Consider the following 24,086-nt stretch of genomic DNA (forward strand, 5'->3'; position numbering starts at 1 on the left):
TTTGCAGCGGCGCCTAGCTCCGATTGGCGTCACGTGCTTTTCATGCGCCGACCCGTTCCCGCTGAAAAACGCCACGGTGCGCGGCACGCGCGCTGCTCCGCTTTCCATACTGTCCCTCTCGACCGACCATGACTGCCAAACTGATCGACGGCCTCGCCCTTTCCAAGACCCTGCGCGCCGACGTGGCCGCGCGCGCCGCCGCACTCACCGCTCGCGGCCATCAGCCGGGGCTTGCCGTCGTGCTGGTCGGCGACAATCCGGCAAGCGAAGTCTATGTGCGCAACAAGGTCAAGGCCTGCCACGACAACGGTCTCGGCTCATCGCTCGACCGCTATCCGGCCGATCTGCCGGAAGCCGAACTGCTCGAACGTATTGACGAACTGAACCGCGATCCGCGCATTCACGGCATTCTCGTGCAGCTTCCGCTGCCGCCGCATATCGATAGCCACAAGGTGATCGAGGCGATCGCGCCCGAGAAAGACGTGGACGGTTTCCACGTCGCCAATGCCGGCGCATTGCTGACCGGCCAGCCGCTGTTTCGCCCGTGCACGCCGTACGGCGTGATGAAGATGTTTGCGGCTTACGACATTCCGCTTCAGGGCGCGAACGCGGTGGTGATAGGACGCTCGAACATCGTGGGCAAGCCTATGGCGCTGTTGCTGCTCGAAGCGGGCGCCACGGTCACGATCGGTCACAGCAAAACGCGCGATCTGGCCGCGCATACGCGCAACGCCGACATCGTGGTGGCCGCCACCGGCCTGCGCAACATTCTCACCGCTGACATGGTGAAGCCGGGCGCGGCCGTGATCGACGTCGGCATGAATCGCGACGAAGCCGGCAAGCTGTGCGGCGACGTGGATTTCGCAGGCGTCAAGGAAGTGGCCGGCTACATCACGCCGGTGCCTGGCGGCGTGGGCCCGATGACAATTACGATGTTGCTCGTCAACACGATCGAAGCCGCGGAACGTGAGGCCGCGCGGCACGCTTGAGGTAAAAAAGAAAGCGCTGAGCGTTGCCCTGCCCCGCGCTTTCAACTCGCTTCGCACCCTACTCGGAGGTCGGCTCTCGCATCAATTTGAGCCGACCTCCCGCTTCGCTTCCTGCCTCGCTTTCAGACTCACTTACTGCCACACTTCAAGACCACCCTCGCGTCGCTTCCAGCCGACGTCTCGTCATCTCCTCGCCCTGCTCCCCGCCCCGCTCATTTCGAATGTCTGTCTCACACGCATCGCGTCTCACGGCGTTGCCGTCGCAGAAGACACAACCCGTCACTCCAAGCCTCGATCGACCGCCCCACACATTCACCACACGCTCTAGCGCACAGCCTGCTCGCTCACCGGCACGCCGTCGGGACGCGGCGCCCGTCGGCGCGCGAGGCGCCCACGGCACCACATCAGCACCGGCCGCTCGACGCAGTGCCACGACAAAGCCGCGCAGAGCAGGATAAACGGGGCGGCGATCAGCACTGCCGTCACATGGCTCAACTGCGGAGCGATATTCGCGACGCATTGCTGCACCATGAAGCCATACAGATAAATTCCGTACGAGTAGTCATGGCGCGGCACGAACCGCCGCAACAGCGGCGTCGTCCCGATCCACAGTACACCGTACACAAAAGCCAGATAGAACAGCGGCTGCGCGCCGGCCGTGTCGCGGAACACGAGGAACACCATGGTGAATGCGAGCGCTGTCAGACCGTCGATACTGATCCGCTCCCGCAAGCCATAGAGCAGCATGCCAAGCATGAAAAACGGCTCCGGCCAGAACGAATAGCCGCCGGGCGTCTCGGTGAAGTCGCGCAGGCCAATCTGTACGAGCGGCAGCGAATGCGGCGTCAGATGCGGCGGCAAATGCACGCGCAGCACGAAAGCGGCAATGCCGAGCGCCGCCGCGAGCGCGATGCCGCGCGCGCTCGACAGCAACCCGAGCAAGCCGGTTGCGAGCACGATCAGGTAGCAGCGTACTTCGAGCGGCAGCGTCCACAACGGGCCGCACACGTCGACGGGAAAGCGGTTGTGTTCGAACACGCCCGGCAGCGCCCAGCCGGTTTTCATCACGATGGTCGAGAAGTTGTCCAGATTCGCCCACGTCATGCCCGAACTGAAGTACTCACGCAGCGGCAGCGTCGTGAAAAGCGGCCCGACGATGAAGACTGTAACGAGCGATCCAAGCGCCACCGCCGGCCACAGGCGGGCAATCCGCAGCACGGCGAAGCGCGGCACCGAGCGTTGGCGGTCGAAGCTGGCGGTCACCAGCATGCCGCTCAGCAAAAAAAACGCGTACACACCGAGCGCGCCGAAACCGTCGAAACCGAGCGCGTTTTCGACCCAGTCGGTCGTGCCGTCCGGGGACTGCAGCAGATACGAATGGCCATACACCACGGCCACGGCGGCTAGCAGCCGCACGAGGTCGAAATTGTTGCCTTTGCGCGATAAAGCGTGCGAAAGCGGGGTCATCGGTACCTCTCCTGCTGAAAAGCGTCGCAACGCAATAGACACGTCAGAATGCGGCGCGGCACCATTTAGCACCGTTCGTTTTCGCACAAAAGCGCTACGGGCGGCCACATCTGCTAATTTGTGTGCCGGCGATTGGAATCGGCGCGCCCCGCCCCAATAATGCTGATGTGCGGTGTAATAACCGCCATGAGCCGCCACGAGCCGCCGCAGCGCGCACGCGGCTCAAGCACCGATTAAAGTACCGATTACCCGTTCACCCGCGTCAGACAGGAAGCCTCATGTCCACTACCGTCTCGAATCACGACAATCCGCTCCTCGATTTCTCCGACCTGCCGCGCTTTGGCGACATCCGCCCTGAACATGTCACGCCCGCACTTGACGTGCTGCTCGCCGATGCGGCCGCCGCCGTCGAGCGCGCTGCCCGGCCGATCACGCCCGCTTCGTGGGCCGATGTCGTCGAGCCCGTCGAGCGCGCGACCGAACCGCTGTCGCGCGCCTGGAGCGTTGTGGGCCATCTGAACGCCGTCGCCGACACGCCCGAGTTGCGCGCCGTGTATGGCGAAAATCTGCCGCGCGTGACCGAGTTCTGGTCGAGCGTCGGTCAGAATCTCGCGCTCTACGAGAAGTACAAGACGCTGAACGCGAGCGATGAATTCGCCTCGCTGACGAGCGAACGCAAGAAAATTCTTGGCAACGCGCTGCGCGACTTCCGTTTGTCCGGCGCGGAATTGCCTGAAGACCAGAAGCCGCATTTCGCCGAGTTGCAGGAACGTCAGGCAGCGTTGTCGAAAGCGTTTTCGGACCACGTGCTCGATGCGACCAACGCCTACGCGTATTTCGTCGAAGCCGGCAACGAGGCGGAACTGGCCGGCCTGCCGGAAGACGTGATCGAGGCCGCGAAGGAAGCAGCCGAGCGCGAAGGCAAGACCGGCTACAAGTTCACGCTGCATTTCCCGTCGTATTTCCCGGTCATGCAGTACTCGGAAAACCGTCCGATGCGCGAAGCGATGTACCGCGCATATGTGACGCGCGCATCCGAACTGGGCCCGCAATACGGCAAGGGCAAGCCCGAATGGGACAACACGTCGGTGCTCGCCGACCAGTTGAAGCTGCGTGCCGAAGAAGCGCATATGCTCGGCTACAAGAATTTCGCCGAGGTATCGCTCGCGCCCAAAATGGCCGAATCGCCGGAACAGGTCATGGCTTTTCTCGAAGACCTCGCCACGCGCGCGCGACCGCATGCGGAGCAGGACTGGAAGGAGTTGCGCGAATTCGCTTCAAGCGAACTCGGCTTGAGCGATCTGCAACCGTGGGACATGACGTTCGCCGCCGAACGTCTGCGTCAGAAGCGCTATTCGTTCTCAGAGAACGAGGTCAAACAGTATTTCCCTGAAGACGCCGTGTTCAAAGGCCTGTTCAAAGTGACGGAAACGCTCTTCGGCGTGCGCATCCGTCGCGACGAAGCAGCCGTCTGGCATCCGGACGTGCGCTTTTTCCGCGTCGAGAACCAGGACGGCGGCCTTGTCGCGCAGTTCTATCTCGACCTGTATGCGCGCGAAGGCAAACGCGGCGGCGCCTGGATGGACGACGCGCGCGGCCGTCACAAGCATACCCATGGCGGCGTGCAAACGCCGGTTGCTTATCTGACCTGCAACTTCTCTGCGCCGGTCGGCGGCAAGCCGGCCTGCTTCACGCACGACGAAGTCATCACGCTTTTCCACGAATTTGGGCACGGCCTGCATCACATGCTCACGCGTGTGGACGAGCTCGGGGTTTCGGGCATCAACGGCGTGGAATGGGACGCGGTCGAACTGCCGTCGCAATTCATGGAGAACTTCTGCTGGGAGTGGGATGTGCTCTCGGACATGACGTCGCACGTCGAAACCGCGCAGCCGCTGCCGCGTGAACTGTTCGACAAGATGCTGGCCGCGAAGAATTTCCAGAGCGGTCTCGGCACGTTGCGCCAGATCGTGTTTTCCATGTTCGACATGCAGTTGCATACCGGCTTCGACGCAGCAGGCACGAAGAACGCGACCGAACTTGCAAGCGAGATCAACGAGCGCTTTCATGTCGTGCCGCAGGCGCCGTTCTCGCGTTGGCCGAACACGTTCAGCCATATTTTTGCCGGCGGTTATGCGGCCGGCTACTACAGCTACAAGTGGGCCGAAGTGCTGTCCGCCGACGCCTACGCGGCATTCGAGGAAGCGGCGCAGGCCGCGAGCGGCAGCGTGCTCGACCAGACAACCGGCATGCGTTACCGCAAGGAGATTCTCGAAGTGGGCGGCAGCCGTCCGGCGATGGAATCGTTCAAGGCGTTCCGCGGACGTGAGCCGAACATCGACGCCTTGTTGCGACACAACGGCATGACGCCCGCCGCGGCGCATTGAAACGCCGCACGATGCGCGGAGGAAACCCTCGGCGCATCGGTCAGTGCCGATGTAAAGAAGCCGGTGTTCCGCGCGAGCGGACACCGGCTTTTCTTTGGCCGCACCCTGCCGCGCTCAACCGCGATGCAGCTTGAAATCCACCTCTGCGGGACGCCCTTCGAGCGACAGCGCCGCGCGCGCAGCCGGTGCACGGCTCACCACCTTGCCGCGGCTTATTACCGCCAGCCGCGCCGCGCGCAAACGGATCGCTTCGACCGGATCGCGCGCGTCGAGCAGCACGAGATTGGCTGCGCGGCCAGGCGCGACGCCATAGCCTTCCAGACCGAGAATGCGCGCTGCGTTCACCGTGACCGCGTCGAAACACGCGTGCATGCCTTCGACGCCTGTCATCTGCGCGACGTGCAAGCCCATGTGCGCGACTTCGAGCATGTCGCCCGAGCCCAGGCTGTACCACGGATCCATCACGCAATCGTGCCCGAAGGCGACGTTGATACCCGCCGCCATCATCTCCGGCACGCGCGTCATGCCGCGCCGCTTGGGATACGTGTCGCTGCGTCCCTGTAACGTGATGTTGATGAGCGGATTCGCGATGGCCGCCACGCCCGATTCGCGCATGAGCGGCAAGAGCTTGCTCACGTAGTAGTTGTCCATTGAATGCATCGACGTCAGATGCGAGCCGGTGACGCGCCCATGCAAGCCGAGACGCTGCGTCTCGGCCGCGAGCGTTTCGATGTGGCGCGACATGGGGTCGTCCGATTCATCGCAATGCATGTCCACGCGCAGCCCCTGCTCCGCCGCATACTCGCACAGCATGCGCACCGACTGCGCGCCGTCGGCCATGGTGCGCTCGAAATGCGGAATGCCGCCGACCACGTCGACGCCCATTGCGATCGACCGCTTCAGGTTCTCGAAAGCGCCTGGGCTGCGCAGCACGCCGTCCTGGGGAAATGCCACCAGTTGCAGATCGAGATAAGGCGCGACGCGGCGCTTCACTTCGACGAGCGCCTCGACAGCGAGAAGACGCGGATCGCACACATCGACGTGACTGCGGATTGCAAGCAGCCCGCGCGCGACCGCCCAGTCGCAATACTGCATCGCGCGTTCGATCAACGCGTCCTGCGTAAGTTGCGGCTTGAGTTCGCCCCACAACGCAATACCTTCGAGAAGCGTGCCCGACGCGTTCACGCGCGGCAAACCATACGAGAGCGTCGCGTCCATATGGAAATGCGGATCGACGAACGGCGGCGTGACGAGCGAGCCGGCAGCGTCGATTTCCTCGCGCGCGGCGGCGGCGAGATTCGGTTCCACGGCAACGATGCGCCCCGCTTCAATGCCGATGTCGAGCGGCTGCCCGGCTTGCGGCGCGATGCTTTTCGGCAGCATCGCGTGGCGGATGATCAGATCCATCTCTCCCTCCTTGTCTGTATGTCCGTGCGCTGTGGCTGATGACGATTCTATCGGCGCCAGAAAGTATGCGCAGGTTGTATCCGGCGTCTATCTAGCGTTTTGCCTGGCGCTTAATCCGCTTGCCGTACCGGCGAGTGCCGCGAAATCCGTACCGGCTGCGTGCACCGCGGCGCACCTATACTCAGCTCAGTCATCAAGACGCAATGATCGGGAGCATGCAGATGAAGACGATAGGTGTGATTGGCGGAATGAGCTGGGAGTCGTCCGCCGAGTATTACAGGCTGCTCAACCGTCACGCGAAGGCGCGCCTGGGCGGTCATCACAACGCACGCAGCCTGATGCTGACCGTGGACTTTGCGCCGATCGAAGCAGATCAGCGCGCGGGCGACTGGGGCGCGCTCGGCGAGCGGATGGCCGACGCGGCGCGTCAACTGGAACGCGGCGGCGCCGAGCTGGTGATGCTCGCCACCAATACGATGCATCGCGTGTATGAATCGATCGAGCAGGCGATCAACGTACCGTTTCTGCATATCGCCGATCCGACCGGCACCGCGTTGCGCGCGGCGGGCGTCGAGCGCGTCGGCTTGCTCGGCACGCGCTATACGATGGAGCAGACGTTTTACACAGGCCGACTGCACGATCGCTATGGACTCGAGACTTTGGTGCCCGAAGAAGCAGAACGCGCGGACATACACCGCATTATTTACGACGAGTTATGTCACGGCAACGTGAACAGCGAATCGCGCGCGGTGTATCAAAACGTGATCGAATCGCTGGCTTCGCGTGGTGCGCAAGCGGTGATTCTCGGATGCACCGAAATCACGTTGCTGATCAAGCCGGAAGATTCTGTTCTGCCCGTTTTCGATACCACGGCGTTGCATGCGCAAGCGGCGGTTGAGTGGGCGATTGGAACGCAGTAGTGGCGGACGACGCGCGATTGCATTTCAACGCAATCGCAGCGCCACAATTGCGGTGCTACAAGTTAAAAAGCCCGCTGGTTTGCGCCAGCGGGCTTTCAACAATGCTTGGTTGCGGGGACAGGATTTGAACCTGTGACCTTCGGGTTATGAGCCCGACGAGCTGCCAGACTGCTCCACCCCGCGTCAGAGAAAAAGGATTGTATAGAGATGTTAGCTATACGTCAAACGATCCCGCAACAATCGCATGATTCATTAGAGCGAAGCACGAACGAAAGCGCAAAAGGAGCATCTGTGGCTCACAGATCCAGCACAGTCGCGCCCTCGATCTTGCCGTCGATAATATCCGCGCCGTACTGGCTCGCGCTGCGTTTGGCCACGCCGAAATCGGAGAACGTTGCAGGTAGCACGAGACGAAACACGCGGCTCGCCTTCGACCCGCTGATTGCGCCGGGACGACACACGCGCACCGCGACGTCATAGCCTTCCGCGTGCCGCTTGTGACCGTCGAACTTGTCGAACGCCCGCGAGAAAACCAGCGGATGCACTTCGAAGTCCTTATAAAGATCAGGATAAAGTTGAGCCATGATGCCCTCCGCTGCACGCCAGTGCCTGAGTAAGTCAAACTGTGAGTGTGATCCCCACTATACGCCGCGCGCGTCGCGCATCGGCTTTTTATTTTGGTTCGCTTCGCGTGGTTCGAGCCGCGCGAAAATCGTTTTGCCCCGTATGCGCTGGTAAGCTACGGCTCCTGCGCCATTCAGCTTGAGAATCTCCCGTGAAAATCGCCACCTGGAACGTCAACTCCCTCAAAGTCCGCCAACAGCATGTGATCGACTGGCTGGAAACCAGCGGCACCGACGTGCTGTGCCTTCAGGAACTGAAGCTGCCCGACGAGAAGTTCCCGCGCGCCGAACTCGAAGAGAAAGGCTACCGCAGCTGGTTCGCGGGCCAGAAGACGTACAACGGGGTCGGCATTCTCGTGCGCCAGGGTCTGAATGTGGACGAAAGCAGCATCGTGCGAAATATTCCCGGCTTTGAGGACTTGCAGCAGCGCGTGGTCGCGGCGACCGTCGAGGGCGTGCGTATCATCTCTGCGTACTTCCCGAACGGCCAGGCGCCCGGCACCGACAAATTCGCGTACAAGCTCCGCTGGCTCGCCGCGCTGCACAACTGGATCGCAAGCGAAATGGCGCTGTATCCGAAGCTCGCGCTGCTCGGCGACTACAACATCGCACCTGACGACCGCGACGTGCACGATCCCAAGGCGTGGGAAGGCCAGAACCTCGTTTCGCCGGAAGAACGCGCCGAGTTCCTGCGGCTGATCGAATTGGGTCTCGTCGACGCATTCCGTCAGTTCGAACAGCCCGAAAAAATCTATTCGTGGTGGGACTACCGGATGATGGCGTTTCGCCGCAACGCGGGCCTGCGCATCGACCATATCCTGCTTTCAAAGCCGCTCTCTGAAGCCTGCACGTCATGCGAAGTGGACAAGGTGCCGCGCAAGTGGGACCAGCCGTCGGACCATGCACCGGTCGTCGCGCAGATCGGCTGACGAACACCGGCAAGATCCGGCCGGGTCTCGCAACGTCAAACCCGGCTGCGAGACAGACTGTTACGACCTGCTCTCACGAAGCCTCTCCCAAAGCCTCAAGCGGAAGCGCTCAGCGTTCGCCATAGAAACTCGAAAACCATCGCATCGTGCTCGGCCTGCTCCAGTTCATCGGAGCCGCCGTGTCCTCCGTCCGTGTTTTCGCGATACCACACGTTGTCGACGCCGAGCGCCTGCATGCGCGCGGCCATCTTTCGCGCATGGCCGGGATGCACGCGATCGTCGGCGGTAGATGTCGTGAACAGGACCGGCGGATACTTCACGCCGGCCGACACGTTGTGATAAGGGGAGTACGCGGCGAGTGCGCGCGCGTCGTCGGGATCGTCGGGATCGCCGTATTCGTCGATCCATGACGCGCCTGCATGCAGCAGGTGATAGCGGCTCATGTCGAGCAGCGGCACTTCGCAGATCACCGCGCCGAAGAGTTCGGGGCGCTGGACCATGCACGCTGCCACCAGCAGGCCTCCGTTGCTGCCGCCCTGAATGCCGAGTTGCGCGGCGCTCGTCACGCCGTTCGCGACGAGCGTTTGCGCTACCGCAATGAAGTCGTCGAACGCACGCTGCCGTTCTTCGCCTTGCGCCGCCGTGTGCCAGCGAGTACCGAACTCGCCGCCGCCGCGAATGTGCGCGACCACGTACACGCCGCCACGCTCCAGCCAGCCGATGCCCTGCCCCGTCAGATAACTCGGCAGCAATGGAATCGCGAAGCCGCCGTAGCCGGTCAGCAGGCAGGGCCGCGACGATTGCGAGGCCGGCCGCTCTTCTGCCGGGCCGTTGCATTGCTGATCCCGCGCGGTCCGCGGTCCGACCACTGTGTACGGTATCCGCGTGCCGTCCGCGGAGACAGCATGCCCGCGCGTCACCATGAAGCGCGTCGCGTCAAACTGTGTCGGCCAGCGCTCGAGCAGTTCCCACTCGTTGAGATCGTCACGGGCAAGATCGGCGAGCCAGTACGCGGGAGGCTGCAGATAGTCGTCGGTATCGACGAACACCTCGTCGTTCAGCGTGGACTCCACCGGCGAGACGTCGGCTTGCCCGTCCGGGTGCGATGGAAAGACGCGCCGCTGCCGCTGCCATGTCTGATCGGCGGCTTGCGACGTGGTGAACAACAAGGTCTTGTTCTGCACGTCTTCCAGATACGAGACGATGAGCTGATTGCGCGTATGCGTCCATTCGCACGCGGAGGTCTGCGCAGTCGGCATGAAGAGCGGCGTCACGTCACGCATGCCGCGCAGGAACGCGGCTTCGCGAATCGCCAGCAACGCGCCGCCCGGATAGACGACGCCGTTGCAGTGCCAGTCGAGGCGCGGTTCGAGCAACAGCCAGCCCTGCCAGCCGCTCACTGCCACGTGCGACGGCACATCATAAAGACGCCAGGCGTCGGCCGGAGCGTGAGCGCCGTCGACGCCGCCCGCATCGTCCAGGTAGTACGTGCGCGAATCGAAGAAATCGACGCTGCTCACCACCGTGTGCCGCTTTTCCACCGGATCGTAATGCCCTTCCACGCCGATATCGCTAAACGCACCCTTGAACACGACGGGTGCATCGGCGAGCGCCGTGCCGCGCGTCCAGCGCCGCACTTCGCGCGGATAGCCGGAGCGCGTCAGGCTCTTGCGACCATTGTCCCAACCCACGTAAAGCGTATTGCGGTCGATCCAGGACGCGGTGTGCTTGCCGGCCTTCGGGATCGCGAATCCGTCGTCGACAAAACGCCGCGTTTCGATGTCGAACTCGCGGACCACCAGCGCGTCCGAGCCGCCCGGCGACATCGTGATCAGCGCGCGATCGCCGTCGGGATAGAGAATGTCGAACTCCGAGCACACCCACGGCGTTCCTTCTGCTTCGCCGAGTGCATCGAAGTCGATCAGATTCTCCCATTCAGGCTTGCCGCCGCGCCATGCGGACCAGGTTGTGCGCCGCCAGATGCCTTTGGGATTGCGCTCGTCCTGCCACAGGTCGTATGCCCATTCCTTCCAACGATCGGGAATCACCGGACGTTCGCGCGGCAAGTAGGCATCGGCGAGACGTTGCCTGAGCGTTTCGAATGGCGCGCCGCTGCACCATGCGGCGCGCGTGCGGGCATTTTGCCTCTCGACCCACGCGAGCGCTTCAGGGGCGTCGAGTGCCTCGAGCCAGAGAAACGGATCGGGAGAAAGCGGCCAGGAAAAGGAAACTGGGGAACCGGGGGAACCGGGAGAACTGGGAGAAACGGAAGAAGCAGAAGGCATCGTCGGCTGTCGAAGGAAAACAGCGTTGATTATGCCTTGCGACCGCGGAAGCCCGCTTCAATGGCTTCCGCGACTCGCGAAGCGGGGTTGCCGGGCGCAACATCTCGCGATCGGCCAGGGCGGGCGCCGTGCACGCCATACCCTGAGCCGCCGCGCTCCGGTCAGTGGGAATGAACGCGCGTCAAGGCTCGAGATTGAGTTCCTGAATCTTGCGCGTAATCGTATTGCGCCCGATGCCCAGACGCTCCGCCGCCTCGACCTTGCGTCCGCGCGTGAAGTCGAGCGCCTCGCGGATCACTGCAGCTTCGAAGCGGCGCGCGAGTTCGTCCATCACATCGGCGGAGTTCTCGCGCAAGAGGCGTGCGACTTCCGTGCGCAGGCCGCCTTCCCAAGCGCTGACGGGCGTGGCGACCGGCATGCTGCCAGCCGCCGCGGAATGCGTGACCGGATTCATGCCGTTGATCGGCGCAGTACCCGCCAGGCTCGCGTCCGACGTGCCGAGCGCGGCACCGCCACCGCCGGCAAGGTCGGTTGCACCGGCCTGCGCGGGACCGAGATCGGGCGGCAAGTCCTTGATCTCGATGGTCTGCGCGGGCGCCATCACCGTCAACCAGTTGGCGAGGTTTTCCAACTGCCGCACGTTGCCGGGAAACGGCAGCGACGCCAGATACGCGAGCGCCTCTTCCGACACCCGCTTGGACTCGACGCCAAGATCGCGCGCGCTTTTTTGCAGGAAGTGCCGCGTGAGCAAAGGAATGTCTTCGCTGCGCTCGCGCAATGCGGGCAAACGCAAGCGGATCACGTTGAGACGGTGATACAGGTCCTCGCGGAACAAACCCTGACGCACGCGCGATTCCAGATTCTGGTGCGTCGCCGCGATCACGCGCACATTGGCGCGCAGCGGGTTGTGTCCGCCGACACGGTAGAACTGACCATCCGACAGCACGCGCAACAGACGCGTCTGCAAATCGAATGGCATATCGCCGATTTCGTCCAGAAAGAGCGTGCCGTTCTCGGCCTGTTCGAAGCGGCCCTGGCGCATTGCCTGCGCGCCGGTGAACGCGCCGCGCTCGTGGCCGAATAGTTCGGATTCCAACAGATCCTTCGGGATCGCGGCGGTGTTGAGCGCAATGAAGGGACCGTTCGCGCGTGGGCTATGTCGGTGCAGCGCACGCGCGACCAGTTCCTTTCCGGTGCCCGATTCGCCGGTAATGAGCACGGTTGCCGCGGAATGGGACAAACGTCCGATCGCGCGAAACATGTCTTGCATTGCCGGTGCCTGGCCGAGCATTTCCGGTGCATCGGCAACGCGCTCGTCCCAAGTCTGTTCGCCGCGCATGCTCTCGTCCACGGCGCGGCGGATCAGTTCGACAGCCTTGTCGACGTCAAACGGCTTCGCGAGATATTCGAATGCGCCGCCCTGGAATGCGGCCACCGCGCTGTCGAGATCCGAGAACGCCGTCATGATGATGACGGGCAAGCCCGGCACCTTGTCACGCACGGTTTGCAGCAATTCGAGGCCGGAGCCTCCGGGCATCCTGATGTCCGACACCAGCACCTGCGGGCTGTCGTGATCGAGCGCCGCCGAGGCCTCGCGCACATTCGCGAAGCTGCGAGTCGCGAAGTTTTCGCGAGCGAGGGCTTTTTCAAGCACCCAGCGAATCGATTGATCGTCGTCTACTATCCAGATCGGCTTCATATAGGTCTGTCAGAAGTCTTGAGATGCCTGCAGTGTGCAGATGCGGTGTTAGCAGTCGAGCGGCAGCAGAATCTGAAACTCGGTGTGGCCAGGCCGGCTTTCCACTTCGATCAAACCGTCGTGTTGTTGCACGAACGTCTGCGCGAGCGTCAGGCCGAGACCGCTGCCATCCTCGCGCCCCGATACGAGCGGATAGAAGATGCGGTCACGGATTTCCTCGGGAATGCCGGGGCCGTTGTCGATGATATGCAAGTCCAGTGCCAGCTTACATAAGCGTTTCGACACCGTAATCTTGCGTGCGATGCGCGTGCGCAATTCGATGCGCGCGTCGCCTTGCGAAATGCGTTCGCGCAAAGCTTCGGCCGCGTTACGCACGATGTTCAGCAGCGCCTGGATCAATTGCTCCTTGTCGCCGCGCAGGTCCGGCACGCTCACGTCGTAATCGCGCTCGATGGTGAGCCCGCGCGGAAACTCCGCGAGAATCACCTGACGCACGCGCTCGCACACTTCGTGAATATTCACGTCGCCGACGATATGCGGATGACGATGCGGCTCGAGCAACCGGTCCACGAGCGTCTGCAAGCGGTCCGATTCCTTGATGATGACCTGCGTGTATTCGCGCAACTCGTCGCGTTGACGCTCGCCGAGTTCGAATTCCAGCAATTGCGCCGCGCCGCGAATGCCGCCGAGCGGATTCTTGATTTCGTGCGCAAGATTGCGGATCAGCTGTTTATTGACGGCCGTCAGGTCGTTGATGCGCTCCTCGCGGTCGGTGCGCAAATGCCGCTCGTTCTCGAACAGTTCGAGCAACACGTAGTCTTGCGCGCTTTCCAGGAAGCCGACGATCGCATGCACATGCAGCGGCTCGTGACCGGGCCGCTCGAGCACAGCATCCAGATGCGTCGCGTGGAAACGGTTCGCGGCGATCGAGGTGATGGTCGCGACCAGCTCGTCCGCGTTCGAGAAAATGTCCGGCCACGCCATCTGCGTCAATTGCTTGCGCGAAAGCTCGAGCATCGACTCGGCCGACGGATTCGCAAACGCGACGCGCAGCGTGCGCTTCTCGAGTATCAGCACGACGGTGGGCAGTGCCTCGAAGCCCTGCAGCAAACCGGAAGCGACGAGCTGCGCGTCATCCGACAACGTCTGCTCGTGCCCTTTGCGCGCCTTGATCAGATTTTTCAGAACCATCTTGCAGTCTGGCCGATAGGAGATGGTGGCAAATCACTGCGGCCGGTCCAACGAAAAAGGGACGGCGCCGCCGTCCCTTCGTGACCGATCGCGAGCGTCGGACAAAGCGCTTCGCCGTTCGAAGGGCGAAGCGCCATTGCCGCTTACAGCGAGTAATACATTTCGAACTCGATCGGGTGCACCGACTGACGATAACGCTGCAGCTCGTTCGTCTTCAGTTCGATGTACGCATCGAGCATCGAATCCGTGAACACGCCACCGCGCGTCAGGAATTCGCGGTCGCCGTCCAGCGCGTCCAGAGCCTGATCGAGGCCGGCACACACGGTCGGGATCTTTGCATCCTCTTCCGGCGGCAGGTCGTACAGGTTCTTGTCGGCGGCTTCGCCCGGATGAATCTTGTTCTGCACGCCGTCCAGACCCGCCATCATCAGCGCGGAGAAGCACAGGTACGGATTCGCCATCGGATCGGGGAAGCGCGTTTCGATACGGCGGCCCTTCGGGTTCGACACGTGCGGAATACGGATCGACGCCGAACGGTTGCGAGCCGAGTAAGCCAGCTTCACCGGTGCTTCGAAGTGCGGCACGAGACGCTTGTACGAGTTCGTCGACGGGTTCGTGATCGCGTTCAGCGCGCGAGCATGCTTGATGATGCCGCCGATGTAGAACAGCGCGAATTCCGACAGACCTGCGTAGCCGTTGCCTGCGAACAGGTTCTGGCCGTCCTTCCAGATCGACTGGTGAACGTGCATGCCCGAACCGTTATCGCCGACGATCGGCTTCGGCATGAACGTTGCCGTCTTGCCGTACGTGTGCGCGACGTTCTGGATGATGTACTTCATTTGCTGCAGCCAGTCGGCGCGTTGCACCAGCGTCGAGAACTTGGTGCCGATTTCATTCTGGCCCTGGCCCGCGACTTCGTGGTGATGCACTTCGACCGGAATGCCGATCTGTTCGAGCAGCAGGCACATTTCCGAACGGATGTCCTGGAACGTGTCGACCGGAGCGACCGGGAAGTAGCCGCCCTTCGTGCCCGGACGGTGGCCGGTGTTGCCGCCTTCGAATTCCTTCGACGACGACCACGGTGCTTCTTCCGAGCCGATCTTGACGAAGCAGCCCGACTGATCCGTGTTCCACTGAACCGAGTCGAAAATGAAGAATTCCGGTTCCGGACCGAAGAAGGCCGTGTCGCCCAGGCCCGAGCTCTTCAGATAGGCTTCAGCGCGCTTGGCGAGCGAGCGCGGGTCGCGCTCGTAGCCCTTGCCGTCCGCCGGTTCGACGACGTCGCAGGTCAGCACGAGCGTGGACTCTTCGTAGAACGGGTCGATGAAGGCCGTGTTCGCGTCCGGGACCAGCAACATATCCGATGCTTCGATGCCCTTCCAACCGGCAATCGACGAACCGTCAAACGCATGGCCGCTTTCGAACTTGTCTTCATCGAATGCCGACACCGGCACCGAAACGTGTTGCTCTTTGCCGCGCGTGTCGGTGAAACGGAAGTCGACAAACTTGACGTCTTCGTCTTTGACGAGTTGAACGACGTCGGCCACGGATTTACTCATAACCTATCTCCTGATTAACGAATTCGGCGGATTTCAGCCGCCGCCCAATCTAGCTGACCCGTCCCGGCACGTCCACCCCTCAATGATGAAGAGTAAAAGTCGAAATTAGCCGCGGCAGATCGATCGGGACGGTTAAAGCAGCAACTGTGCCATGTATGCGCCAACAAGGCGCGAACGCACGTGCTGCGCGCGTTTCCGGGGAATTCGCGCACCGCGTGACGTGCGCCCTTGAGTTCTTGTCTCAGCGTCAAGCACCGTATTGGGGCAATTTTCGTTGAGCGCTATCCGCGTCGGTTTATTTTGGTGCATCGGCAGAAATTTGCACCAGACATGGGCGCTTAAATCCGCCACATGGCTTACTGTTCGACGCAGCATCTGGACCCCGCGCCACGCCTGGAGGCCGCGATAGAATGGTCTTTTGGTCAAGGAGACTGACTCATGAGCACACTAGAACAGCTGTATTCACAGGCGGACAAACGCCGTACCGAAAACCAGTTGCCGTACGCTGGCGCGCTCTCGCCTGCCGAGGCGTTCGAACTGCTCCAGCTCGATCCGCGCACGCATCTCGTGGATGTGCGCACGCGCGCGGAACTCGACTGGGTCGGCCGGCCGGTGATCGGCGACGGGCAGTATGCGCACGTCGAATGGACGCGCTATCCGGGCGCAGTGCCGAATCAGGAGTTCCTGCATCAGTTGAGCGACGTTGCGTCGCCGGATACGCCGGTGCTTTTTCTGTGTCGCAGCGCCGCGCGTTCGAAGCTCGCGGCCATCGCGGCCGCGCAAGCTGGCTTTACGAAGGCTTATGACCTGCTGGAAGGCTTCGAAGGCGACAAGGACGGCCAAGGGCATCGCAAGACCGTCTCGGGCTGGTGTTTTCGCGGATTGCCGTGGATCGGCGCTTAAAGGGGATTGCGTGAGGGCGATTGCGTGAGGGCGATCACATACGAGCGATTACGCACCGCCCAATGCGAATCCGCGCGGCAAGCGCGGTCGCAAATTTCGTAGCGCGCAGGCGAAGCTCAGGCGCGGGGCTTCGCCGCTGCCGCCTCGTGCTCGACGATGTCACCGCCCAGCAGGTGCACGCCTTCTCGCAGCTTCACAAACGCCGCCGCAACGGCCTCCGGCTCGCCCTTCACGCCCAGGTCGATGTGATGACGCGCATAAACACCCCCGCGCTCGGCGTCGCCGACACTCGGCAAACTGAACACGCGCACGCCAGGAAAATCGTGTTCGATCTTTTCCATTAGCGGCGTGACGCGCGACTCGGGCAGCTCGAACACCAGCAAGGACTTTTCCGCGTGCGGCATGGCGTGATGCAGATGCGCGTAGTGGGTGTCCAGCACCCATTCGATCATCGGCCAGGCCATGACTGGGAAGCCCGGCACGAAATAGTGCTCGCGGATCGAGAAGCCCGGAATCTTGTTGTAGCCGTTCGGAATAATCTCCGCGCCCTGCGGGTACGTGCCCATATTCAGACGATGCAGATTCTCGGGCGAATTCAGGTCCAGCGGCGTCGCTGCGGTGGCCGGATACATGTCGCGAATGCGCTCCTGAATCAGCTTCTGCGCTTGCGGATGCAATTCCAGCGGCACGCCGAGCGCAGCCGCCGCGCATTGACGCGTATGGTCGTCCGGCGTCGCGCCGATACCGCCCGTCGAAAACACGATATCGCCGGAGTCGAAAGTGCGCCGCAGCGTCGCGGTAATGCGGTGCGGGTCGTCGCCGATATATTCCGCCCAGCCGAGCGACAAGCCACGCGCGCCCAGCAGTTCGATGACTTTCGGCAAATGCTTGTCGACGCGCCTGCCCGACAGAATTTCATCGCCGATGATGATGACGCCAAATGCCATTGCCGCCTCTTTGGTTATGTCGTTTGTTGATCAATAAGGAACCGGCGCAGTCTGCCGCACGCCCCCTGCCTCGTCCGCGCGCATGCGTTGCAGTGCCCGCAAACAGTAGTAGCCGAACCACAGCGCCGAAAACACGAGGATGAATGCATAAATCCAGATGGTCACCGCGGTGATGACCGGGAATAACACGATCAGCCACACCGACGATGCCCACAACAGCGTCGGCAACGAACCCAGCAAACCGCTCGCGACGCCGATCAACAGCAGCGGCAAGCGGAAACGCCGAACCAGCGCACGCCGTTCGTCGCGGGTCGCGTGCAGAGCGAGCGCGTCGTAGGTCATCACGCGATAGGTCAGCCAGCCCCACAGCAGCGGCGGAATCAATGCGAAAAAGGGCGGCACCAGCCACAGCGGCAGCGTGACGATCAGCAGCACGAGACATACCAGCGTCGTCCAGAGCGCCTGGCCGACGCTGCCGTACCACGTTCCGCCGCGACGCATTTCGAGGCCTGGGAACTGGCGAGTCGACAGGAAGCGGATCACGGCCGGCATCGACAGTGTGGCGATCAGCAGCAATACCGTGACGACGATCAGCGGGATCGTCATGGCAATCACGAGGAACGGCGCGATGGCCGCGTGCAGTCCGGAAAAGCCAAGCGAGTCGAACAGATGGTAGAGCGTGACGGTGAACGACCAGCTTTCGAGCCAGCCGCGCGTCGCGCCGATCAGCGTCTGCCACGAGAACCACAGGATCACGCCCCACCCGACTGTTGCCGCGAGGAACGGCAGGAAGGTCAGCCAGAGCATGCGCGGGTGGAGCGCGCTTGCGAGCGCGCGCCCGAACGAGCGCAACAGATCATTCATGCGAGCCAGTGCCGGTGAGTGCAACGATGAAATGGAGGAAGCGGCGCGCGGTCACAGAATGCGGACCTTGAGCGCGAACGTGGACAGCATAAACCACGTGACGCGCCGCCGGGGAAACCGGCGGCGGGCGGAGAAACGAACCGTCAGGCTCAGACTGCGGTCGCACCGCCCTGATTGCGCCGCCGTGCCGACAGACGCCGGCCGATGCGCGCGAAGGCGAGCCAGTGCTGTGCCCAGAAACCTTCGCCGTAGACGCGGCCCTGGAGTTGGTCGCTGATTCCGGTCGGCTCCATCTCGCGGCTCCACGACACGCTCCGGAACAGCATGTCCCACCACGGAAACAGCACGCCGAAATTGCAGCCGTATTTCAGACCTTCGTGACCGTAGCCAATCGCATGATGGCGCCGATGGAACGTCGGGCTGACCAGCAGACGCTCTCCGAGCCAGCCGAAGTACAGGCGAATGTTGGCGTGCTGGACGCTTTGCGCGAGATTCGTGATGGCAACGAGCACGACGAATTGCGACGGCGGCACGCCAATCACGAGCGCGATCACCGCGAAGAACGACGCCTGCAGCAGGTCGTCGAGCAGATGATTGCGGTCGTCGGCCCACAGCGACATTTGCTGCTGGCTGTGATGCACCGCATGCAACTCCCACCAGACGCCGACGCGGTGCTGCCAGCGGTGATACCAGTAACCCGCGAAATCGAGCACCAGAAGGTACATGACAAAAGTGACGAGCGGCTGCGTCGTCACGCCGGGCCACAGATTGTCGAACTCGATATTCGAGATGTCATGCAGGCGCAACCACGCCTGCACATGGTCGAAAAACGGCTGCAGCGCAAAAAAGAAGAACAGGTTGAGAATGCCCAGCTTGGCGATCCACGTGTAGATCACGTCAACGCGCACCGCCTTGCGGTTCTCCCACTGCTCGACCGGACGCAGCGCTTCCAGCGGCCGCAAGATCGCGTACATGGCCAGCACTTCGAGGACGCCCACGATCACCCAGTAAAGGCTGTCGTATGTGTCCTCGTCGTAGTCCATCAGATTGAAGTGGAACAGCAGCGGCTGCACCACGTCGACATACAGCAACGTCTGCAACGCGGAGACGAAGCTGTCGAGGGAAGACGAAATCAGATGGAACATGGCGCTGGTCGGGTTACTTCGATCGTTGCGGCTCGCTGAAAAGCGGCTTGGATAGCAGCATTATCACGCGCCATTCGGCGCTGTGACCGGCGCACGATTAAAGAAATAGATGCCATGCGGCGAACGGCCCACCGCAATGGTCTGAATCAGCTTGCGCGTGTTCAGGTCGATGACGCCGACGTGCTTCGCGAAGCGGAACGTTACCCACAGATACCGTTTGTCGGCGGAAAGTTCCATGTCGTCCGGACCCGGCAGCAAACCGGTGATGTCGCCGACATTGGTAAGCGAATCTTCGTCGATAATGCTGATCGTGCTTGCCACCCGGTTGGACACCGCGACGTGCTTGCCGTCGGCGAGCGAGCGGAAGTTGTGCGCGCCGTTGCCCGTGTGAATGGTCTTCACGATCTTCTGCGTATGCCAGTCGACGACGGCCACGTAGTCGGCGCCGGTCATGCCGACGAGCAGATACTTTTCGCCCGGCGTCATCCAGAGCCCTGCGGGGACCTTGCCGACCTTCATTTTCCACTTGACGGTTTGCGTAGCCAGGTCGATCGCGGCGAGTTCGCCGGAGACCTGCAGCGTGACAAACACCGTCTTGCTGTCGTTCGTGAACGCCATGTGGCTCGGCATGACCGCGAGCGGCAGACGCGACGCGAGCGTCATCTGGTTCTTCTGGCCGTCGTAGTGATAGATATCGAGGCGGTCGAGGCGCAGACCGGTTGTAACCAGCCACTTGCGATCAGGCGAAAAGCCGATCTGGTACGGGTCTTCTATGTTTTCGACCCAGCGCTGCACCTGCCCCGACTTGGGGTCGACGAACATCAGGTTGTTCGACACCGAGTTCGCCACGATCAGCGACGAGTTGTCCGGCGTCGCCATCAGGTGATGCGGTTCCTTGCCGGTCGGTACAGTGCCGACTACCTGGCGAGTCGTCTCGTCGATAAGGCTCAGCGTGGCTTCGGCGGAATTCAGCACGATCACGTTGTTGGCATGGGCCGCCGGAGAAAAAACGCCTGCGGCGGCTACGAGAGCCATGCCCGCGGCGAACGTGGCTGTCACGCCAGAAAGAAAAAATTTACGCATGAAAACTCACTTCGGAGAACGACCGTCATTGTAGAACGTTTGCCCGGGCCTGCGGTTGACGCAGATCGGGGTGTCGCTCACGGAAAATGAAGGGCCGGATGGGACGCTTGTTGAGCGTTTGAATCTGCTTCCGGATGCGCAGCGATGGGAGAAAACGTCAGTCTCATTTGTGCGCGGACGCGATAAGACAATCTCCGCTCCGCATTATTAAAACTCGGAATAATCACGACTACTCTCTATTCCGCCTCGCTTTACAACCAAATTAATCGATCGATTTAAGACCGCTGGATTTGTTTCGCATATTTTCGGATTTCGCTTATTTCCGCCGTTCGCAGCGCGCTCCGACAATCTCGCGTGCTCATCGTCCAACCCTCAATCCCGTGGACGTTTCGAGTGTGACGCAGATAATCCGGGCGTGGGCAACCACACGAAAGCAACAGCCAGATAATTGGCAGCAAGCAGGCTCGCGTTAATAGCCAATATTTTCCGCACGCAACCTGATTAATGGGCGATGACGCCCTCTCCGATTATTTCGTCCACTCCGGCCACGACACAACTGCGCGGAGTTTCAAGACAAGTGAACAAAATCCATCAATCAATCTGGTGCGAAGCGACGGCAACCTGGGTAGCGACGCCCGAAACGTCAACGGCGAAGACCAAGCGCGGTTCTACGCGCACGAAGCTTGTCGTACTGGCGGTTGTCGCGGCGGCTGCGGCATTGGGTGGGGCGAACGCAATGGCGGCAGGCGTCAATTCCACGGCCGCGGGGCCTTTCGCAGTCGCCGCCGGAGATAACTCCGTGGCGCTCGGATTGAACGCGACGGCATCGGGTACGAGTTCCATTGCGGAAGGTGCGGGCGCCGCCGCGGCGGCAGACAACTCGATTGCAGTGGGCTCAGGGGCAACAGCCTCCGGGTTAAATTCGATCGCACAAGGTGCGGGTTCCAGCGCTTCAGCCGAAGGTTCGACAGCGTTGGGCATGAGTGCGCGTGCAGAGGGTTTCCGGTCGATTGCAGCAGGAACTGGCGCCGTGGCGTCGGGCGCCGATTCGGTCGCAACAGGGACCGCAGCCGTTGCCACTGGTGATCACGCGGTTGCCACGGGAGTGCTGGCAAGTGCAAACGGCATCGACTCGATCGCGGCCGGGTCAGGAGCGCTCGCAGACAAGGATGGCAGCGCCGCCTTAGGCAGTGGCGCAGCCGCAACCGGAACGCAGTCGACCGCCCTTGGCTACGGCGCGAAGTCCAGCGCGATCGGCAGTGTCGCGCTGGGCTATGCGGCCACGGCGTCGGGCAACAACGCCTTCGCCGGTGGACCCTCGGCTACTGCCTCAGGCGGGAACTCCACGGCGCTCGGCTACGCGGCCCTGGTTACAGGCTTGAACTCGGTCGCGATCGGTTACGGTGCCGCAGCCTCCACTGACAACAGCGCGGCGCTCGGCGCTCACTCCGCAACGGGCGCGGACCTCAGCAAACCCGCGTATGTACCCGCTGGCGCCGATCCCACGACCATTGCGGCTACGGTCGCAAAGGGCGAAGTATCGATCGGCTCTCAAGACAACGAGCGCCGCCTGACGCATGTCGCGGCTGGAGCGGACGCAACCGACGCTGTCAACGTCAGCCAGTTGCAAGCCGCTACCGCAAGCGCGTCGCGCTATTTCAAGGCAAACGGCAACGGCCTGAACGATGGCACGGACGACGCATCGGCGACCGGGGCCAATGCGGCCGCCATCGGCAGTTCGGCACTTGCCGCGGGCGATGCAAGCTTGGCCGTCGGCACGAGTTCACAGGCACAGGGCGGCTACAGTACCGCCGTTGGGGGTTTTGCCAACGCGTCAGGCGACGGCTCGACTGCCCTCGGATATGAGGCAAGCGCTCGCGCGGCCAACTCGGTTGCGCTCGGCTATCAGGCAAGCGCTGTCGCCGCCAACTCGGTCGCCCTGGGCTATCAGGCTAGCGCTGTCGCCGCCAACTCTGTCGCGCTCGGTCAAGGTTCCATCGCCGATCGCGCAGGAACGGTCTCGGTCGGCTCGGCCGGCAGCGAACGCCAGATCACCAACGTCGCTGCCGGCACCCAGGCAACCGACGCCGTCAACCTGAGCCAGTTACAAACGGTCAGTGCGAACGCGGCGCGCTACTTCAAGGCAAACGGCCTGAACGACGGCACCGACGACGCATCGGCGACCGGGGCCAATGCGGTCGCCATCGGCAGCTCGGCGCTTGCCGTCGGCGATGCAAGCCTAGCCGCCGGCACCAGTTCTCAGGCGCAGGGTGGCTACAGCACCGCCGTTGGAGGCTTTGCCAGTGCGTCAGGCGACGGCTCGACTGCCCTCGGTTATCAGGCAGGCGCGGCGGGGCTCAACTCCCTTGCCGTCGGCTATCAGGCAAGCGCGGCGGCTTCCAACTCCGTCGCGCTCGGCTATCAGGCAAGCGCCGTCGCCGCGAACTCCGTTGCGCTCGGCCAGGGTTCCATCGCAGATCGCGCGGGAACGGTCTCGGTCGGCTCGGCCGGTAACCAGCGGCAGATCACGAACGTCGCAGCCGGCACAGCCGATACCGACGCCGTCAACGTCGCACAGTTGAAAGCCGTCAGCGATCAGGGCGCCGCCAACGCCGCGAAGCTCGACGGTGCAGTGATGTACGACCAGGACGCCAATGGCGACGTCGACAAAAACAGCGTCACGCTGGGTGGCAATGCCGCTAGCGGCGGCACCACGATCCATAACGTCGCCGCAGGCGTCGACGCTTCCGATGCCGTCAACGTCGGTCAACTGAACGCTGCGATCACCGGCGCCGTCAACAACGCCGTGGTCAACGCAGCGAATCCGTTCTTCAGCGGCGAAGGTAATCGCGACACCGAAGGTGCCGTGTCGTCGGGCGTGCACTCGGTCGCGGGCGGCGCGAACGCGCAGGCCACCGGCGTGAACGCCACCGCAATCGGCGCGAATTCCATCGCAGGCGGCAACAACGCGACTGCGCTCGGCTCGGCTGCCACTGCTAGCGGCACGAATTCCGTCGCCTTGGGCCAAGGCTCGGTCGCGGATCGCGCGAATACGGTGTCCGTCGGCGCCGCGGGTCAGGAGCGCCAGATCACCAATGTCGCAGCCGGCGTGCAAGGCACGGACGCAGTCAACGTCAATCAGTTGCAGCAGAGCGCGAGCGGCGCGGTCGGCGAGGCGCGCAACTACACCGACGACCAGATCCGCTCAGCTCGACGCGACTCGTACGGCGGCACTGCATCTGCTTTAGCCATGGTCGGTCTGCCGCAAGCTGTGCTGCCCGGTCACGGCATGGTCGCGATGGCCGGCGGCACCTATGGCGGCCAGTCAGCGCTTGCCATCGGCGTGTCGCAGTTGTCGGAGACGGGCAAGTGGGTCTACAAGCTGCAAGGCAGTACGGACTCACGTGGCCAGATCGGCGCATCGATCGGTGCGGGTATGCACTGGTAAGTGAGTGTTGCCGGACTGGGGCGCTGGCGTCCGGTCCGGCAGAGCGCCGTGCGTCGCGGCGCTAAAAATATGGAGTCAGCCGGTCGGCGCAGGTCCGGCGCCGAATTGCGCCTGTTCGCGCGTGACACCCGTCCTCCCATAAGGAACGAGTGTCACGCGCCTTTTTTGTTCAGCGCGGTTGAAGGCGAGGAAAGCGCAGGAAGCGCTCGGCATGCGCAGCGGCCCCCAAACACCCGAGCC

At 62.6% G+C, this 24,086-nt stretch carries 17 protein-coding genes and 1 tRNA gene; 6 read left to right on the forward strand and 12 right to left on the reverse strand.

Annotation, left to right across the window (positions count from 1 at the left end; translation table 11 throughout):
• Positions 1 to 128 precede the first annotated feature (128 nt).
• Positions 129 to 989 (forward strand): bifunctional methylenetetrahydrofolate dehydrogenase/methenyltetrahydrofolate cyclohydrolase FolD, encoded by an 861-nt coding sequence (gene folD, locus J2W46_RS20400; protein ID WP_310355720.1) that lies wholly within the window; start codon positions 129 to 131, stop codon positions 987 to 989.
• 324 nt (positions 990 to 1,313) lie between these two features.
• Here folD and J2W46_RS20405 read toward each other — a convergent pair whose 3' ends face one another.
• Complete coding sequence (locus J2W46_RS20405; RefSeq protein WP_310355722.1) at positions 1,314 to 2,456, reverse strand: acyltransferase family protein; 1,143 nt, start codon at positions 2,454 to 2,456, stop codon at positions 1,314 to 1,316.
• 278 nt (positions 2,457 to 2,734) lie between these two features.
• Here J2W46_RS20405 and J2W46_RS20410 point away from each other — a divergent pair, with 278 nt between their 5' ends.
• Complete coding sequence (locus J2W46_RS20410; protein ID WP_310355724.1) at positions 2,735 to 4,843, forward strand: M3 family metallopeptidase; 2,109 nt, start codon at positions 2,735 to 2,737, stop codon at positions 4,841 to 4,843.
• A gap of 114 nt (positions 4,844 to 4,957) precedes the next feature.
• Here the strand turns inward: J2W46_RS20410 and J2W46_RS20415 are convergent, their stop codons facing one another.
• The gene (locus J2W46_RS20415) at positions 4,958 to 6,250 is read right to left on the reverse strand and encodes an amidohydrolase family protein (protein ID WP_310355726.1); all 1,293 of its coding nucleotides are present in this window, start codon (positions 6,248 to 6,250) and stop codon (positions 4,958 to 4,960) included.
• Positions 6,251 to 6,471: 221 nt separating this feature from the next.
• Between J2W46_RS20415 and J2W46_RS20420 the strand changes: the two genes are divergently transcribed.
• Positions 6,472 to 7,170: an aspartate/glutamate racemase family protein gene (locus J2W46_RS20420; RefSeq protein WP_310355729.1), complete on the forward strand. Its 699-nt coding sequence runs from the start codon at positions 6,472 to 6,474 to the stop codon at positions 7,168 to 7,170.
• A gap of 106 nt (positions 7,171 to 7,276) precedes the next feature.
• Here J2W46_RS20420 and J2W46_RS20425 read toward each other — a convergent pair.
• Positions 7,277 to 7,353 (reverse strand) — tRNA-Met (locus J2W46_RS20425).
• A gap of 113 nt (positions 7,354 to 7,466) precedes the next feature.
• Positions 7,467 to 7,754: a hypothetical protein gene (locus J2W46_RS20430; RefSeq protein WP_020065482.1), complete on the reverse strand. Its 288-nt coding sequence runs from the start codon at positions 7,752 to 7,754 to the stop codon at positions 7,467 to 7,469.
• 191 nt (positions 7,755 to 7,945) lie between these two features.
• On the opposite strand from J2W46_RS20430, the gene xth reads away from it, so the two are divergent.
• On the forward strand, positions 7,946 to 8,722 hold the full coding sequence (gene xth / locus J2W46_RS20435; RefSeq protein WP_310355731.1) for an exodeoxyribonuclease III: 777 nt from the start codon (positions 7,946 to 7,948) through the stop codon (positions 8,720 to 8,722).
• 95 nt (positions 8,723 to 8,817) lie between these two features.
• On the opposite strand, the gene J2W46_RS20440 is transcribed toward xth, so the two are convergent.
• The 4 genes from J2W46_RS20440 to glnA form a co-directional block, all read right to left on the reverse strand.
• The gene (locus J2W46_RS20440) at positions 8,818 to 11,007 is read right to left on the reverse strand and encodes a prolyl oligopeptidase family serine peptidase (protein WP_310355733.1); all 2,190 of its coding nucleotides are present in this window, start codon (positions 11,005 to 11,007) and stop codon (positions 8,818 to 8,820) included.
• A 181-nt stretch (positions 11,008 to 11,188) separates the two neighbouring features.
• The gene (gene ntrC / locus J2W46_RS20445; RefSeq protein ID WP_288823540.1) at positions 11,189 to 12,706 is read right to left on the reverse strand and encodes a nitrogen regulation protein NR(I); all 1,518 of its coding nucleotides are present in this window, start codon (positions 12,704 to 12,706) and stop codon (positions 11,189 to 11,191) included.
• A 48-nt stretch (positions 12,707 to 12,754) separates the two neighbouring features.
• Positions 12,755 to 13,897 carry a nitrogen regulation protein NR(II) gene (glnL, locus tag J2W46_RS20450; RefSeq protein ID WP_020065478.1) on the reverse strand — a complete coding sequence of 381 codons (1,143 nt, stop codon included), beginning with the start codon at positions 13,895 to 13,897 and terminating at the stop codon, positions 12,755 to 12,757.
• 143 nt (positions 13,898 to 14,040) lie between these two features.
• A complete protein-coding gene (gene glnA / locus J2W46_RS20455) occupies positions 14,041 to 15,456 on the reverse strand; it encodes a type I glutamate--ammonia ligase (protein ID WP_020065477.1) in 1,416 nt (471 codons plus the stop codon).
• A gap of 438 nt (positions 15,457 to 15,894) precedes the next feature.
• Here glnA and J2W46_RS20460 point away from each other — a divergent pair, with 438 nt between their 5' ends.
• Complete coding sequence (locus J2W46_RS20460; protein WP_310355738.1) at positions 15,895 to 16,359, forward strand: rhodanese-like domain-containing protein; 465 nt, start codon at positions 15,895 to 15,897, stop codon at positions 16,357 to 16,359.
• A gap of 116 nt (positions 16,360 to 16,475) precedes the next feature.
• On the opposite strand, the gene J2W46_RS20465 is transcribed toward J2W46_RS20460, so the two are convergent.
• The 4 genes from J2W46_RS20465 to J2W46_RS20480 form a co-directional block, all read right to left on the reverse strand.
• Positions 16,476 to 17,306 (reverse strand): competence/damage-inducible protein A, encoded by an 831-nt coding sequence (locus J2W46_RS20465; protein ID WP_310355740.1) that lies wholly within the window; start codon positions 17,304 to 17,306, stop codon positions 16,476 to 16,478.
• Between the two features lie 30 nt (positions 17,307 to 17,336).
• The gene (locus tag J2W46_RS20470) at positions 17,337 to 18,170 is read right to left on the reverse strand and encodes an EI24 domain-containing protein (RefSeq protein WP_020065474.1); all 834 of its coding nucleotides are present in this window, start codon (positions 18,168 to 18,170) and stop codon (positions 17,337 to 17,339) included.
• A 149-nt stretch (positions 18,171 to 18,319) separates the two neighbouring features.
• Positions 18,320 to 19,315, reverse strand: a complete 996-nt coding sequence (locus J2W46_RS20475; RefSeq protein WP_020065473.1) for a sterol desaturase family protein — start codon at positions 19,313 to 19,315, stop codon at positions 18,320 to 18,322.
• Between the two features lie 63 nt (positions 19,316 to 19,378).
• Positions 19,379 to 20,398, reverse strand: coding sequence for a YVTN family beta-propeller repeat protein (locus J2W46_RS20480; protein WP_020065472.1), 1,020 nt, complete (start codon positions 20,396 to 20,398; stop codon positions 19,379 to 19,381).
• Positions 20,399 to 20,975: 577 nt separating this feature from the next.
• On the opposite strand from J2W46_RS20480, the gene J2W46_RS20485 reads away from it, so the two are divergent.
• A complete protein-coding gene (locus J2W46_RS20485) occupies positions 20,976 to 23,846 on the forward strand; it encodes a YadA-like family protein (protein ID WP_310355742.1) in 2,871 nt (956 codons plus the stop codon).
• The last annotated feature ends 240 nt before the right edge of the window (positions 23,847 to 24,086 follow it).

Origin of the sequence: Paraburkholderia strydomiana, from assembly GCF_031456815.1 — a bacterium.
GTDB lineage: Bacteria > Pseudomonadota > Gammaproteobacteria > Burkholderiales > Burkholderiaceae > Paraburkholderia > Paraburkholderia caledonica.

What these genes read in the sequence shown, in the direction of transcription:
- J2W46_RS20480 (WP_020065472.1), bottom strand. Translation starts at nt 20,398, where the DNA reads ATGCGTAAATTTTTTCTTTCTGGCGTGACAGCCACGTTCGCCGCGGGC.
- J2W46_RS20440 (WP_310355733.1), bottom strand. Translation starts at nt 11,007, where the DNA reads ATGCCTTCTGCTTCTTCCGTTTCTCCCAGTTCTCCCGGTTCCCCCGGT.
- J2W46_RS20410 (WP_310355724.1), top strand. Translation starts at nt 2,735, where the DNA reads ATGTCCACTACCGTCTCGAATCACGACAATCCGCTCCTCGATTTCTCC.
- J2W46_RS20475 (WP_020065473.1), bottom strand. Translation starts at nt 19,315, where the DNA reads ATGTTCCATCTGATTTCGTCTTCCCTCGACAGCTTCGTCTCCGCGTTG.
- glnA (WP_020065477.1), bottom strand. Translation starts at nt 15,456, where the DNA reads ATGAGTAAATCCGTGGCCGACGTCGTTCAACTCGTCAAAGACGAAGAC.
- J2W46_RS20405 (WP_310355722.1), bottom strand. Translation starts at nt 2,456, where the DNA reads ATGACCCCGCTTTCGCACGCTTTATCGCGCAAAGGCAACAATTTCGAC.
- glnL (WP_020065478.1), bottom strand. Translation starts at nt 13,897, where the DNA reads ATGGTTCTGAAAAATCTGATCAAGGCGCGCAAAGGGCACGAGCAGACG.
- ntrC (WP_288823540.1), bottom strand. Translation starts at nt 12,706, where the DNA reads ATGAAGCCGATCTGGATAGTAGACGACGATCAATCGATTCGCTGGGTG.
- J2W46_RS20415 (WP_310355726.1), bottom strand. Translation starts at nt 6,250, where the DNA reads ATGGATCTGATCATCCGCCACGCGATGCTGCCGAAAAGCATCGCGCCG.
- J2W46_RS20420 (WP_310355729.1), top strand. Translation starts at nt 6,472, where the DNA reads ATGAAGACGATAGGTGTGATTGGCGGAATGAGCTGGGAGTCGTCCGCC.
- J2W46_RS20470 (WP_020065474.1), bottom strand. Translation starts at nt 18,170, where the DNA reads ATGAATGATCTGTTGCGCTCGTTCGGGCGCGCGCTCGCAAGCGCGCTC.
- folD (WP_310355720.1), top strand. Translation starts at nt 129, where the DNA reads ATGACTGCCAAACTGATCGACGGCCTCGCCCTTTCCAAGACCCTGCGC.
- J2W46_RS20430 (WP_020065482.1), bottom strand. Translation starts at nt 7,754, where the DNA reads ATGGCTCAACTTTATCCTGATCTTTATAAGGACTTCGAAGTGCATCCG.
- J2W46_RS20460 (WP_310355738.1), top strand. Translation starts at nt 15,895, where the DNA reads ATGAGCACACTAGAACAGCTGTATTCACAGGCGGACAAACGCCGTACC.
- J2W46_RS20465 (WP_310355740.1), bottom strand. Translation starts at nt 17,306, where the DNA reads ATGGCATTTGGCGTCATCATCATCGGCGATGAAATTCTGTCGGGCAGG.